The sequence below is a fragment of the Persicobacter psychrovividus genome, from assembly GCF_036492425.1.
Lineage (GTDB): Bacteria > Bacteroidota > Bacteroidia > Cytophagales > Cyclobacteriaceae > Persicobacter > Persicobacter psychrovividus.
On record NZ_AP025293.1, the window covers coordinates 898204 to 914705 of the forward strand.

General features: G+C 44.7%; 6 protein-coding genes. 5 read left to right on the plus strand and 1 reads right to left on the minus strand.

What is annotated here, in order from left to right; all coding sequences use genetic code 11:
* Positions 1-851: 851 nt before the first annotated feature.
* The 4 genes from AABK40_RS16825 (at position 852) to AABK40_RS16840 (ending at position 12331) form a co-directional block, all read left to right on the plus strand.
* Positions 852-6455, plus strand: coding sequence for an Ig-like domain-containing protein (locus AABK40_RS16825; protein ID WP_338398240.1), 5604 nt, complete (start codon positions 852-854; stop codon positions 6453-6455).
* Between the two features lie 14 nt (positions 6456-6469).
* Positions 6470-7954: a PorP/SprF family type IX secretion system membrane protein gene (locus tag AABK40_RS16830; protein ID WP_332921897.1), complete on the plus strand. Its 1485-nt coding sequence runs from the start codon at positions 6470-6472 to the stop codon at positions 7952-7954.
* 189 nt (positions 7955-8143) lie between these two features.
* Positions 8144-10816, plus strand: a complete 2673-nt coding sequence (locus tag AABK40_RS16835; RefSeq protein ID WP_338398241.1) for an alpha-L-rhamnosidase-related protein — start codon at positions 8144-8146, stop codon at positions 10814-10816.
* Positions 10817-10936: 120 nt separating this feature from the next.
* Positions 10937-12331, plus strand: a complete 1395-nt coding sequence (locus AABK40_RS16840; RefSeq protein WP_338398242.1) for a hypothetical protein — start codon at positions 10937-10939, stop codon at positions 12329-12331.
* Positions 12332-12856: 525 nt separating this feature from the next.
* On the opposite strand, the gene AABK40_RS16845 is transcribed toward AABK40_RS16840, so the two are convergent.
* Entirely contained in the window at positions 12857-13114 is a 258-nt protein-coding gene (locus tag AABK40_RS16845; protein WP_338398243.1) for a YgaP family membrane protein, read from the minus strand.
* A 414-nt stretch (positions 13115-13528) separates the two neighbouring features.
* On the opposite strand from AABK40_RS16845, the gene AABK40_RS16850 reads away from it, so the two are divergent.
* Positions 13529-16489: a two-component regulator propeller domain-containing protein gene (locus AABK40_RS16850; protein ID WP_338398244.1), complete on the plus strand. Its 2961-nt coding sequence runs from the start codon at positions 13529-13531 to the stop codon at positions 16487-16489.
* Positions 16490-16502 lie beyond the last annotated feature (13 nt).

Genomic DNA, 16502 nt, shown 5'->3' on the forward strand with positions numbered 1-16502 from the left:
CAATTTAGTAATTCTAATTTATTACATACAAATAACAGACTTGAAATTTGACAGACAAGCAGTGTTTCCTTTAAATTATTTAGTGGTTTAGCTGGTTGGTTTGAAGCAGGAGATAGGGTGGTAAGTTGTTGGTGTATTGGGAGCTGTGGGAGGTGTTGTTATTCAGGCTTTGCTGTGATTTGCTTTATTAATGATTGTTTTATTATTCTATTGGGTTAAGCTTCAGTGGGCAATTATTACAGGGGCGGAAGTCAAAAAATATTGCGAAGGTTGAAGTGCTTACCGAGGGGTGTTTATGTAAGAGCGTCATCGTAATTTGTAAAATGGGTTCAAGGAAGGGGGGGCTGTAATGAATTGTACCTAAAACGATCGTTACCTTATTGGTGCAGAACCTAAAAATTCTGAAAACCGCAATTCGTATGTTTGAATAGTGAATGGTAACCGTTTTGTAAGGCAGGGTATGATGTAAGTTTTTAATAAAAAATTAACTTTTATTTACATTATTGGCGGTAACCCGACGTGTATAGCTTTTTTGTTAATCCTCCGTCTTTTAGGTTAATAGCCACTGTATTAGTCTTTTATGGGGGTGTTTTCAGGGTGGATTGAATTTGTTATATTTTAAATATGATAGATGAAATAATGTTTTTATGTACCAAATGCAGGTTGAATGCGGGTAATTTATGGAGGCTTATTGTTTTAAAAGTCGTCTTTTTTGGTGGATATATAGTATAATTTGAAAAGGCATTAGATTAAATTTGGAAAAAATATAGATTTTGGGAGTGGGGAAGGGTTCGCCTTTCTTAGCTTTTGCCTTTTATCAGAAAACAAAACATCAACCAATATTGACTCAAATGAAGGATAAACTACCTATCCAGATCCTGATGCTGTTCTTGATGCTGAACGTAATAACTTCTGCAACTTCAACTTCTTTAGCTTCTGACAAAGCCTATAACAAGCCTTTACAGTATAGCAACTTTGGGCCTACCAATCTTAGTGAAGAGCACGCAGCGATGGACACCCTGCTGTACAACCGTATCTTTGCTGATTTCTTGATTATTGCTTCCAGTACGGCGGCAAACATTGAACTTATTGATGCCCACGAAACGGGCAACGATAGCGGTGCGACCAATGTTAATCAACCAGAGGTGAAGGTAAAGACCAGCCTGGCTGCTGCCGTTAAGGGTGCTATTTTTATCGACGGAACAGAATTGGACAATTTCCCACTCACCAGTGCTATGGTCGATGAAACATTTAAGCTTTATCCTTTGGGGGGGAATCCCGGAGATCCTTTGCCTGACGGTTCTTATGAGTTAAAGCTTACCGTATATGATAATGGAGATAACGTCATTGGTAATTCTCAGACCTATGATTTATTTGTCGATACCGTACAACCAGACCCGTGGACGGTAGCGCTGGCGCAGGATTCGAACACGGGCTTCAATCCTGACGATAATTTCTCCAATGTGGCTAAACCTAAAATGGAGTTTAGAGGCGTCACCGAAATAGGTACTTTTTTCTATATTAAAGTGAGTTATAAACCGCTGCCGGGAGGACAAACAAAAACCTTTGCGGAGGTCCCTGTAAAAGATTACTATGCAGTCAATTTAGGCGATATTATCGGGGGGGAACTTGGTGATGGTTCTTTTGAGGTTTTCTGTACGGTTTCGGATGGTGCTGGTAATGAAAGTGTTCGGTCGATAAAAGAAACCATCAATATTGACACTACAGCACCTGTTGATCCAACGGCTATTGTGATGCAGGACGCTTCAGGGAATGATATCGGTAGTGTTACCGCTATAACACAGCCTTACTTTGAAACTTCTGGAGAGGCTTCTGGTCTAATGACCTTCGTGTTTACGAAGGGCGGGGCTACGGTGTCAACAGTAACTCTTGATAAAAGAACAGAATCTGTCAGTGGATTGGATGATTACCTTGTACAGGTAGGAAGTCAGCTTGCAGATGGTAATTATAGTGTAACTGCCTCCCTTACCGATAAAGCCGGGAACGTTTCTTCCGCTTCACCAACTTTTAATTTTAAAATAGATACCACTCCTCCTCCTGTTCCATCGCAGCCTCAGTTGGTGGCCGATGACGATACCGGGGATCAAGGAGATAATATAACAAGCAAAAAAACGGTAAGATTTGAAGGGACCGCAGAGCAGGGCAGCACGGTTACGCTTACTGCAGTAAATGGCGGCGTGTCTATAACAGGTAGCGCAGTAGTAGATGCGGCAGGAAAATATGTGGTAACGCTGGATTTTAATGGCGAAGCTGATGCCACCTACAGTATTACTGCTACGGCGACCGACCCGGCAGGAAATACCTCCAACCCAACTCAGGCAATTTCATTTACCATAGACTCAACACCACCCGCAGTACCAAGCAACCCTGTGTTGTCTGCGGATACTGATACCGGCCGTAGTGATTCCGATATGGTAACGAATGCGCAAACGGTTAAAATCATCGGAACGACGGAGAATCCATCCTATGTAACCATTGAAATCAGTGGTGAGGAAAACCGTACCGTAGGGCCAGTTAAATTCACCACAGGAAATTATGCTTTTGATGTGGCAGGTCTTCCGGAAGGTAACTATACCCTCAAAGCACTTGCCGTTGATATTGCCGGAAATGGTCCGGTGGCATCTGTAGGTGTTACCAATATGGTTATTGACCGTCAAGCACCTTCAGCACCGATCGCAGCAGTTTTAAACAACGACCCTGCTGATGATACTGGCGACTTGGGAGACCATATTACCTCCAATAAAAATGGTAGACTGGTCGGGAGTTCAGAAACCAATAGTATTGTTCGCTTTTCAAGCAGTATTAACGGTGATATTGGCGCACTGACAATTCCTGTTCCTCAAACTTCCTTTTTATTTACGCCATCCGGAATGACCGAAGGTGTTCATGAGATTACCTATACCGCAGAAGATTTAGCCGGTAACATTTCAGCGGTGTCAGCTCCTTATACCCTGACAATCGTTCCTGCAATTTTAGCGCAGGCAAGCATTGTTACTGCGCCTTTGGCCATTAACGAAGATGGCGGACAGGCCATATCTACGATTACCCTTGCCACGCCTGCAGATCAATCGGTAACGGTAAATTTAGGGTTTACAGGTACGGCGACAAAAGATGTTGATTATTCAGTCAGTGCCAGCAGTGTTACCATTCCCGCAGGTGAGTTAACTGCAACGGTAACTTATAACGCTATTTCTGACGATGTCTTTGAACCAAATGAAACGGTCATTACCACGATTACCTCGGTAACCAATGGCGCCGTTGGAAGCCCTTCAAGTTCGGAGTTTTCGATCATTGATCAGTCAGTAGTGCCTACGCTCAGCATGGAAAATGCCAATATGTCGGTTCAGGAAAATGCTGGAGCACCCATTGAGGTGAAGGTCGTTTTATCGGTGATCTCCGGTAAAGAAACAAAGTTTAAAATTCAGACCAGCGGAACGGCTCCAACTTCAGATTATACCCTCGTGCCAAAGGAAGGGATAGAGGTGGTGATCCCTATTGGGGCAAAAGAAACGACCATTCAATTTACACCAACGGATAATAATAAAGTGGACGGCAATCGTACAGCGATCCTGACCTTAACCGAGGTGTTGAATGCTAATTTAAGCACAGAGGACAATACTGTCGTAACGATCATCGATGATGATCAGCGTCCAGAAATTGTCTCGGTAGATGTTCCTGCCTCAAAAACCTATTTGCTTGGGGAAACACTCACCTTTACGCTTAATTTTGATAAAGACATCACCGTAACAGGGAGTCCATTACTTAATCTGGCGGTAGAATCGGGCAATGTAGCCGCAGCCTATCAGTCGGGTACGGGTACTTCCGCAATTACCTTTGCATATACTGTTCAGGTAAATGATGAAGATTTGAACGGCCTGAGCCTGATCGATCTGGTATTGAATGGCGGAAGCCTTCAGGATGCTTTTGGTAACGATGCTGACCTGACGCTCAACAATGTGCCGTCGACAGCAGGAGTGAAAATCGATGCGAAAATTAATTTGACAGCTGCCGTAACACCGAACCCTGTGGAAGCCGATGAGGATGTTCAATCTCCTGTATTTATCGTTGGTCCTCAGGCCAGTGACGACGCCCAGACCAAAGGTTACAAGGTGAAAGGAGTGGCAAGTGGTAAACTGTTCTTAGCTTCTGGCGCTGAAGTGGCGGCGGGAACTTATATTTCCCGAGCTCAGGCAGCAAATGGTTTATATTTTATGCCTGACAGTGGATTTTTCGGTTCAGGAAAAGTAACCATTCAGGGGACTTTAATTGCCGGTAACGATAGCGGATTATCCGGTCCGGATACAGAAATTATCATCAATGTAAAAGAATTTGTGCCACCGCAAATCAGCATGGAAAGAGCCAATTTGTCTGTGGCAGAAAATGCTGGTGCAGCGGTTGATGTCAAGGTGATGCTTTCAGCGGCATCAACTCAGGCAACCCGTTTCAAGATACAGCTTTCTGGTGATGCTCCCGCAACGGATTATACCCTTACGCCAGTAGCAGGCACCGAAATGGTGATTCCTGCCGGTAGTACAGAAGTAACGATCAGCTTTTTACCTATCGATAACCAAATGGTAGATGGTGATCGCTCGGCCGTGCTGACCCTTGCTGAAATAAGCAACGCAACATTGGGCAGTCATGAAAGTACGGTAGTCAATATTATCGATGACGATCAGAGCCCAATGGTAACATTGGTGGATGTTCCTGCTGCCAAAACTTATTTGCTTGGAGAAACAATGAGTTTCACTGTCAGCTTCGACCAGGTAATGACGGTTTCTGGTACGCCATTACTGAATTTACTATTGGAAACAGGCAATATTGCTGCGGAATATAAATCAGGAAACGGCACCAATGTACTCACCTTTGAATACACCGTTATGGTGAACGATGAGGAAATGACGGCGGTACAAGTGATAGATCTTGTTCTGAATGGTGGAGGGATTGTAGATACGCATGGCAACCCCGCAGACCTGACACTGAACAACATTTCTTCTACGGCAGGCGTGTTGGTAGATGCCAAGATTAATCTCGAGGCGAATGTTACACCGAATCCTGTAGAAACCGATCAGGATGGGCAGTCACCCGTGTTTCAGGTGATGCCTCAGGCATCGGATGATCAGCAGGTGGCAGGCTATCAGGTCGTGGCGATTGAAAACGGAAAACTTTACGACCCTTCAGGAACAGAGGTGCAAGTCAATAATTTTGTAACCAAAGCCCAGGCGGCAAATGGTTTTTACTTTGTGCCAGATGCAGACTTTGTCGGTACTGGAAAAGTAACCCTCAAAGGCACGTTGATTTCAGGTAATGATGCGGGGCTTTCTGGGCCTGAGACAGATATTATCATTAATGTAAACCGAGTAAATAAATCGCCGGTTGTAGTGGTGCCTGCACCAGCGCCTATTGTTGGTGTTTATGGTCAGGTGATGAGCCTGATAGATTTGAAGGCTTATATTATCGACCCTGACGGCCCTGCTGATGGCAGCGTGCTGAGCTATTCGGTGTCTTTCTCCCCTGCAGGAATTGCAGATGGAAGTTTGAGTGGCGAGTTCCTGACCTTGAATCTGCTGAATGTCGGTGAAACAATCATGACAATCTCGCTGAATGATGGTGAGTTTACAGTAACCACAACTACCAAGGTAACGGTTACCAAAGCCGCTCTTACGGTACAGGCCAATAATAAAACCAAGATCTATGGCGACCCGAATCCAGTACTGGATTACACGATCTCAGGATTTGTGAATGGCGAGGACGAAAGCGTTATTCAGCCAGCAATACAGATTTCCACAGCAGTTGATGAAACGGCTTCGGTAGGGCTTTACCCGATCAATATCAGTGGAGGCAGCGCTGCAAACTATGAAATTGTCTATAATGGTGGGGAGCTTGAAGTTACTCCTGCGCCGCTTTTACTGACGGCAAATGATAAACAAATGACGCAGGGAATGGAAGTTCCAACGCTTGATGGTGACATTGAAGGAATAAAGAATAATGACAACATTACTGCTGATTATACCACTTCAGTAACACCAAATACGGAACCAGGAACTTACCCTATTGAAGTGAGTGCCAATGGTGATGCCCTGATTTTGGACAATTACGATATCACGCTTGAAGATGGCATCCTGACGGTTGAAGGGCCTGGAGGCTTGTTTGTGCCTACAGTTTTCACGCCTAACGGAGATGGCTCCAATGACGTGTTCCGACTTCGGGGTCGAGGCGTTGCGGAAATTCATCTTCGGGTTTATAATGCCCGAGGAGTGATTGTCTTTGAAACCACCGATGTTGGTCAGGCGACGGAGATTGGCTGGGATGGTAAGTATCAGGGAACGGAGCAACCACAAGGAAATTATGTTTGGCAGGTGTCTGGGAAACTGTCTGACGGCAGCCCGATAGAGCTTGACGGCAAAAAATTAGGTAATATCTCTCTTATCCGCTAAAAACAATCTTGACCATGAAGACTCATTTTATAAAATTTGCCCTTCTGCTATTTTCCTTTTTTGTTTTAGGGGATCTGAAGGCTCAGAATACATTCCTTTCTCAACACGACTATGTGCCGTATTACACCAACCCTGCGGCAGTAGGTCAGGAGAATTTCGACCGACTGTTGATTCATTACCGAAACACGACCCTCGGTAGTGGCTTCGGACTGAAAAACACCATGGCAGGTTATTCACATCCATTATACGATAGCAAGCACAAGCGACGTTTTGGTGCGGTTTCAGGTTCGGTGTCTGATTTCCGAAGTGGTACCGCTGGCGCTTTTACCAATACCCAGGCCATGGCAGGGTTCAACTATAATTTGCCTATTGCCCGTAATCACCAAATCGGTGTTGGAATGCAGGGAAGCTACTCTTTCCTGCGAATTGACTGGACCCGCCTAACCACCGATGCGCAGTGGATTATGGGTAATTTTGACCCTTCGGCAGATTTGGGGGAGAATCTTGACTTTACAAAAAATGATCAGTTCAATATTAATGTAGGAATGAACTGGATGTGGTTTGATGATGCGGGACGTATTAACGGTACTTTTGGCGTGGCCATGTATGATGCCGTAAATTCCAGGAATTTCATTCAGGATGAACGCACCTCTGGCACACAGTCTTATGTCCTTTCAGGAGAAGTGAAGGTCGCCAAATTTGACCATCTCGCACTTCGTCCTATGGGTCGTGCGGTAATTCAGACCAACTCCAATACCTATGAGGCAGGTTTGAAGCTCGCCTATGAACCTGATATGATCCACCAGCCAAGTGTTGCCCTGTCGAGTTACTATCGATTTGACCAGGCCATGGTGATTGCGATGCAGGTTTATTTCCAGAACCTTTCACTCGGTATTTCTTATGATATTCCTACAGGAAGCAAGGTCGGTGGACAATTGGGCGCTAACAACGCTATTGAGTTTGGGGCTTCTTTCCATTTCGGACATATGCGGGCACAGCGCGCCCTTGGAGCAGACAAAGCACCGTATGTTGCACCAGCAACCCTTCAGCATGTGAAGCCAAGCACCATTCCTTCAAGAAAGATGAAGGTACAGGAGCAGGAGCAGCCACCAAGTATTGTGGATGTTAATCAGGAGCGTATGGAGGAAGATTTGCGCAATGAGATTGAAAATACAAAACTACGCTTTGCACTCGGGAAGTTTGACCTGACCGAAGATTCTGATAAAAAGCTCCAGCGTATAGCAGAAATTATGGCGAAGTACCCGAATACAAAAATTCTGATTCTCGGCCATACCTGTACCATAGGCGATGAAGACATCAATAAATTTGTGGGGACAGAGCGCGCACTTGCTGCCCGCGACAGGCTCGTGGAAGCGGGCGTGCCACGCGGCAATATTCGTATTAAGGGAATGAGCTACACCCAGCCAATTGCCACCAACGATACGGACGATGGCCGAGCTAAAAACCGCCGTGCTCAGTTTATTATTATTGATCAATAAACAGAGGTATAAATATTTATTTTCCATTAAATCCTCTCAGTAAATTCTGGGAGGATTTTTTTATGCAACCGATTACGATTAAACTAATCGTTAATTAGGGATGGTAATTGACGTTCAATTTTACAATTTTATTATCTTTTCAGGAAATAAAGATTTGAAAGCAGAAAAGTAATATACACAATTATAGTTATGAAAAAATGTGCGATCGGATTGCTGTTTTTTGCCATGATGGCCTGTAACAGTAAAGCCCCCCAAGATCAGGCGATTTATTCTAACGACACCTTTTCGGTTTACCCTACTAAAGTAACACAGGGAAAGTACACCGCCAAAGTTGTTGGAACTGACCAAATGACCACGGACTATCTCAGTCCGCAGAATGAAAACTATATGCGTACGGTCAATGTGCGTTTCAGTATCAATCTGAAAAATGACGAGCTTCCTTACGGACAATTTCATCAAGTGGTTGTTCGCCCTGATGCCAATGGCCATTTTGACGCCCCCATGATCACCTTTGGTCAGCTGTATACTGCCAAAGATGCTGGTGTGAAGGAAAAGCTGGAGCCAGATACCAAAGTAACTTATCAGTTGAACATGAAGCCCGTATTCGATGCTTTTGCAAAGCAGGGATACTATGTTGATGCTCAGGGAGAGAAGATTTACAAAGAAGATTTTAAAGGGGTATTCATTGCTGGAAACTCTTTCCCTTTGAACGACGATTATGTGAACCTCGGGAACAGAGGGTTTGAAATGAAAGACCCTGATGGTGACCATATTTATACGATTGACCTGACGATGAATTTCCGTCACCCAGACCGCTATGTAAAAACGGAATGGAAACTGTCTAAAGATATTTCTAATTACCCGCAACTCGAAACGGAATTACCAATCCTGAAAAGCCTTTACGATATGGCTTTGGAGGAAACAGTGTTGCTTTCTGAGCCAGACGGTACCTTCAGAACAGGCGCCAAATGGGATGGTGTCTGGACGCGTGACGTCAGCTATGCCATTACTTTGGGAATGGGAATGGCCGATGTAGAACGTGCCAAAACTTCCCTCAGAAAGAAAGTGAAACGTGGCCGTATTATTCAGGATACAGGTTCTGGTGGTGCTTGGCCAGTGTCATCCGACCGTGTGGTATGGTCGATGGCAGCCTGGGAAATTTATGCGGTTTCTGGCGATCAGCAGTGGCTGAATTATGCCTACAATGTGATCAAGAATTCGGTAGAAGATGACCGCCATATCATTCTTGATAAAAACACAAACCTCATGCGTGGGGAGTCTTCCTTCCTCGACTGGAGGGTGCAAACCTACCCTCGATGGATGGACAATGTGGATATTTACCACTCTTTGAACCTCGGGACAAATGCGGCGCATTATCGTGCCTATCAGATTCTTGCTGACATGGCAGGGGTGTTGAAAAAAACGGACGATCAAGCGACTTTCACCAAAGATGCCAAAGTGCTGAAAGATGCGATTAATAAGCATTTCTGGCTGGAAAATCAGAAATATTACGGTCAGTACCTTTACGGAAGACGCCACCGAATTGCCTCAGAAAAATCTGAAGCTCTCGGCGAGGCTTTCACCGTATTGTTCGGTATTGCTGATGGGCAACGCGCGCAGGATGTCATTGCCAATACCCCTCAGGTGGTTTACGGCGTGCCATGTGTTTATCCACAAATTCCTGACATGACCCCTTACCACAATGATGGTATCTGGCCTTTTGTGCAGTCGTTCTGGAACCTTGCCGCCGCTAAAGCGGGTAATGAACAGGCCGTAGAACATGGTTTGGCAGATATTTACCGTGCTGCAGCTTTATTCCTGACCAACAAAGAGAATATGGTTGCCAATGACGGAGACTTTATTACCACCCTCAATTCCGACCGTCAGCTTTGGTCTGTGGCAGGTAACCTGGGTATGGTTTATAAATTGTTGTTCGGTATGCAGGTTTCTCCTGAAGGGAAGCTGATGTTCCACCCGTTCATCCCGCAGTCTTTTGCCAATAACATGAAGCTGAAAAACTTCAAACTTCGCAAAATGTCTTTTGATATTTCCATCAGTGGTTATGGCAATCAGATCAAATCATTTAAAGTTGATGGCAAGCCTTCGGAAGCCCACGATATTGATTTGAGTGGCACAGGAAACCATACGGTAGAAATCGTGATGGCCAACAACGCACTGCCTAAGCAGCAAATTAACGTGGTGGAAAATCATTACCATTTACCAAAGCCTGATGCGCAGATCAAAGCAGGTAAATTTTCATGGGCTCCTGTGAAGGGAGCGAAATCCTACGAGGTGTTCATTGACGGAAAATCTCAGGGAAAAACCACCGAAACTTCAGTGGCGACTGATCAGCATATGAAAGAATACACCGTGCGGGCGATTGACAGCAAGGGCTTTGCATCTTTCTTGTCGGAACCTGTGTTGAGCAATGAAAAACAGCTGACAGTTTACAAAATGCGCAGCTATGCCCGTGATAGAAAGCAGGCAATCAGCAAGGCATTACCACAGATGATCGACCTGACGAAAAAGCGAAATACACACCTTAAATGGGCTGTTAAGGCACCTCAGGCAGGGAAATATTTTATCTGGTTTGATTACGCCAATGGCTCAGGCCCTTGGAACACTGATAATAAATGTGCCACCCGTACGCTATCCATCAATGGGCAGGAGATTTCGCCAATTGTGATGGCGCAGCGCGGAACCGACGAATGGGCAAGTGTAGGGCAGACCAACATTATTGAAGTGCAGTTGAAGAAGGGGACAAATCACCTGTCACTCGATTTTACACCACATAACGAAAACATGAATGTGGAGGTAAACCGCGCTTTGCTGGGGAATATGTACTTACAACAGAAAAAATAATTGGAAAGCCTGAAAAACTCAGGCACGACTGATTTTATTGAATTATTAAGAGGAGGCTGTTCGAGCCTCCTTTTTTTCGTTCATTATTGTTGGTATCTTTGTTAAAATGATTGATACAATATGATTAGCTCTGAGAAAATAACCTTTGACCCAATATCGCTTTTTGAAATGCCTGATGCCATTTCAGAACAGCTTGAAGCGCTTTATGCTGAAATGAACTCCCTGAACGGCATTAAGAAACTGGATCGGGTAATCAATAAGCTTAGAAAATTTATAAAGGCACACCCTGCCTATCCGCAATCTTACAACTACCTTGCAAGTGCTTATAATATGCAGGGCGAGATGGAAAAGGCAAAGGAGGTCAATGAGCTGCTGTTCGATCGCTTCCCTGATTATCTTTTTGGACGTGTAGCGTTGGTAAATGGCGACTTTGCGGAGGATTTTTATGAGGATGTAACCTATTTGCTGGGTGAAAAACTGGAGCTTGATGCTTTGTACCCTGATCGCGATAAATTCCATATTCAGGAAGTGGCTGGCTACTACATGACCGTCGCGCAGTATTTCTTCCTGACCGAACAAACGCAACGTTTGGAGCAACTTTATGAGGATATGCACCGAATTTTGCCTGACGAGCCCACCACCATGGAAATCGCCCGACTTTTAGGCGAAGCAACTCCTGCCCATGATCATGAGCACCCGTCGTTTCCACATGTGCACCACCATTTTGAGCGTTGGCCACAAACAGATCAGGAACCTACTTTCAATTTCCCAGAACAGATGAAGCAGTTTTATCGCCTCGAGGAAATGGATGAGCAGGAGTGGAAAGCAGTGATGGCACTGGATCGGGAATTACTGATTCAAGACCTGATACGCCTTATAGAGGATGGTTTTGTGAGGTTTGAGCATTTTCAAAAAATTGACGAGCAAGATATGGTCGCACGGGCAATTACCATGCTGACTGATTTGCGATATGAAGGCGTTTGGCCATATTTCCCGCTGATCGCGATGCAGGATTATGATTTCATCTACTTCTATTTTGGTGATGCCTTGCCGCATTTTGTTAAACGTTATGCCGCACTTTGCAAGGGATTGGACCTCGAAAAGTTGGAGGAGTTTCTGATGACGCCTGGTATCGGTGGAATGGTCAAAAGCTTCATGATTCCGATGGTTGCTTTTCAGGTTTTCCACGGGCATATTGAAAGAACTGAAGTGGAGGCCTGGGTATTGCGCTTGCTTAACAAGCTTTACGATGCCAAGGATGATTCCCAACTATGCGATGGTTACCTGAATTCTGGCCTCATTGGTCTTGCCACAGATCTGAACATGAAGGATGCCTTACCGCAGGTGAAGAAATTTTTCGATGATGGTTTAGTAGATCCGGACTTCTCAGGGGATTATGAGGAAGTCGCTTCCTATTTTGAAGTTGAGCACCCTTATACAAACTATCAGCCGAACCTGAATGGCTGGGAGTTTCTTTTAAATCCTTTGAACATCAATATGGATGATTTCTCCTGATCACAATAAAAAAATAACGATAAATTGAAAAGCAGCCTTCGGGCTGTTTTTTTTGATTAATGCGACAACCTGTAAAGAGCACACACTTTTCCTGGATGCTGCCTCCATCAAACAGAAAGTGATTTTTTAATCATCGGTAATGATAAAGTGCGCACTGAGCGGTTGAATATTTTGTTACCTCAACCTTAATTTTAGGCGTTTAATTTTTCTGTGGGATATCAATCAACGAACCTAAATAATGGCTAAATGAGAGATAAAGACAGCGGTTGTTCAATTGCTTGACCGCTGAATTTAGAGACTGTCCATTGCTCTCGATAGTCGGTGGAAAATACGGTAACAACCTATCGAAAAGCCTAAACTACAAGTTGAATGGAAAAAATAGGGGACTTACTTGTTATTTTTACCTTAAAGGTGAATTAAATTAATATAATTGTACTATATTAAGGGTATGAAATTTTGCATGAACACATTTGTCATGCAATTCATGTGGTAATTTAAGTAAGTGTGTGAGACCCTAACGACCTGTTAGGGTTTTTTTTGTTTCAATACATCCTTTCTTGGCGCCGCAGTTTCTGTGGTCTGGCAACTATTCCAGCCCATCAGGCTATAGAAATAGCATTTTCCGCTCAAGCTGTTCGCGACCAACAAACCGGCGCCTACCAACAGCAGTGTGCCCAAATTCCCTGTAATGATATTGCCCAGGTACAAGAATATCATAATGGTGGCAATAATTCCCCGGACGATCCGGTCAATCTTGCCCATATTTAACTTTACAGTAGCCATAGTATAAATTTTTCAACCAATTACAATAAAGTAATAAATCACCAAAACAGATGTCTGCTCGGCGGCATTTGTGCAGTTGAAAAAGAAAAATTTTGGGGAGTTTGCTCACTCCCCCAATAAAATGTGTGTAATGTGGTAATGTGTGTTTGACCCTTCATTCAGTAATGAACTATTGTCTATACTTGAAAGTAGGAGTTTCGCCCTGAATGCCCTAATTTATTGATGGTACAATAGGGGGTACGCCTTTTCTGACGTGTAACAATAGGGGGTACACAGACTTTTATTTCGCTCTTCATAGCCAAATAGGGCTATTTTTTAGGGGTACATTGGGTGGTTGAATTATTTTTTCATATCTTAATTATAATAAGTAATATTTTTACAATATCTCAACCACCACTTAGCTGACAGTTCCCTATGGCATTTTTCTTCTCTCGGCAATTCCCTGTTTTTGTATGCTTTTTTGTATGCTTTTGGACGTTCAATTTTGGCTGTTCATTTGCTCAGAGCGACCAAAAGAATCTGATCCGATGGGGAAAGGGGGAGGGGCTTTCCCAAAACGATGTTTTTTGTATTCTGCAGAATCGGCAGGGTTTTATGTGGATGGGTACCGAAGAAGGTTTAAATAAATTTGATGGCGCTAATTTCACGCCTTTTCGTCCGCAGCAGGGCGATCCTCATGCCTTGGTTTTTCATGGTGTGCGGGCGATGGTGGAAGAAGACAATGGAGTAATCTGGGTAGGCACACTTGCGGGACTGAATTCTTATCAGCCGGAAAACAACCGCTTCGAAGCCATGGGCGGCGATGTACTCGAACGGGCGGATGTCCGTGCTTTGTGTTTAGATCAGGCAAATAATTTATGGGTGGGGACATCAGATCAAGGCTTATGGGTGAGGGAACAAGGGGTTTTTAAGACTTACCTGCCAGGCGTTGTTTGTAATAGTTTAATAGAAGACCATGCAGGTAACATTTGGCTTGGAACCAATAGCGGCCTTTTTTGTAAAGCCGGAAATCGCCCACACTTTGAACCTGTCAGTACTTTCGATCAGTCACAAATTATCAGAACTTTTGCCGTAGATCAGCAGAATAATCTGTGGATCGGAACTTATAGCGGAGGCCTTTGGAAACTGGCTGAAAAGACTCATGAGGTCGTGGCGCATTACACTACAGAAAACGGCCTGAATGCCAATCAGGTGGTGAGCCTTGCCACCGACCACCAGCAGGGCTTATGGATTGGGACTGAAAATCAGGGTTTGCAATTTCTGGATTTGAAATCGGAAAAAGCCGCCATCCATACCATTGACGCCACCGAAACGCCCATCCGTTATTCAACCATTACGGCTATTTATGCTGATAATCAGGGGCGGATTTGGCTTGGTGTTTACGGTAAAGGCATATTTATGCACGATCCTTATCAGCCATTTAAGCAGGTAACCTATGGCCTTCATTTTTCCAAAGGACTGACGCACAGTAGTGTTCGGTCGGTGCTGAAAATGGGAGACCAATGGCTTTTGGGCACTGATGGCGGGGGGCTGAATGTCTATAACACCCTCAGCGGTAATATTTCCAATCAGCAACTGCCCGACTTTTCAAGGCATATTCTCTCCCTTGAAAGAGATCAGCAGGGGAATATATGGGTGGGAAGTTATGGGAAAGGTGCCTACCTGTGGAACGGGCAACGAAACAAGCCACAAAACTATTCGCACCTTCTTATTGAACATAATGTATGGGCGCTGAAGGCGGATTTGTCGGGCGATGGCATGTGGATGGGAACCTCCAAAGGCTTATTCTTTCGGTCTTTAGATGGCCGACGGACGGAAAAATATACGCACCAGGAAAATGATGACAAGAGCCTGGGCGATAATGATGTCCGTGCGCTGATGCAGGACGTTCGCGGGGATTTATGGGTGGGTTCTTTTGGTGGCCTGAGCAGGTTTTCCAAAAAAGAACAGCGATTTTATAATTACCCGATTTCAGTACAAATGGAACGTACCCTTGGCGTGATGAGTATTCTTGAAGATGATCATTTGAATATTTGGGTAGGAACTTTTGGCGGAGGGGTTTTCCGTTTCGATCGTTCTACCGAGAAGTTCGAGCCGGTGGAGTCGCTGCGTAATTTGCAAATTTTTTCAATGGTGGCGGGGCAAGATCAGCAGGTATGGATGTCCTCCAATGTGGGGATTCACTGTTTTGATCCTCGCAATCAGCAAGTCCGTTTTTTTAATATCCCTCATGACCTGAGCCTCGGGAATTTTAATTATGGTGCGGGCGTTTGTTTGGAAGATGGTACGATAACCTTCGGAAATACCGAAGGGCTGGTGTTTTTCAACCCTGATGCGGTAGAATTGGACAGCCCTGCAGCACCTGTGCGCTTCACAAAATTTGAATTGATAGAGAATGTGCCGGAAAATCGTGCCGTATTTATTCAGGAAGGGGAGAAGAATGATGAGGTTCGTTTGTCGGCGGGTGAAAATTCATTTACAGTAAACTTTGCCTGCCTCGATTATGGAAATACCCGAAACATTGGTTTTCGGTATCGGGTGGGGGAGTCCAAAGATCAGTGGGTGGACATCGGTCAGCAGCGGCGGGTAACGTTCACCGATTACCCTTCGGGAGCGCATGAGTTTCACCTGCAGGCTTATTTGATCAATGCACCCGATCAGATGGTCGGCAGCAGAACCCTTAATATCGACCTTGAACCGCGCTACTACGAAACCATCTATTTTAAAGTGCTGGTTCTTTTGGGCATCATGATGATGATTGCTTTGGCGTGGCGGATCAAAGAGAAAAACTGGCAACATCAGCAAACGGTGCTTAATTCCAAAGTGGCGGAACGCACCCGCGCTTTACAGGCACAGAAGGAGCGCCTTCAGTCGCAAAACAGTGCTTTGGAGAAAGCCGAGCGCGAAAATCATGAATTATTGAAAGCGCAATTTTCTGAAAGGCTGTATTTTCGGGAACGGGAATTAACGGCCCATACGCTGAATACCATCGCTAAAAATGAGCTGCTCAAACGGGTGAAATCAGATTTGGAGGTCATGGTGAAAAAAGATCAGTCTAAAGCGACTGACATTAAAGGCGTGTTGCATAAAATTGATGCCAGCCTGGAGATGGAGCAGGACTGGAAGACCTTTAACGCCCTTTTTGCCGAGGTGCATCAGGATTTTGTGCATAACCTGAAAAGCCAACACCCCGACCTTACAGACTACAATCTTCGCCTCTGTTACCTCTATCGACTGGACCTTTCCTCCAAGGATATCGCCACCACTTTGGGTATTTCCCTGAACAGTGTAAAAGTGGCCCGACACCGCTTGCGCAAGAAGCTGAACCTGTCGGAAGAAGCCGACCTGCTCACCTACTTGCATGGGTTCATGTAATCAATGGTAGTGC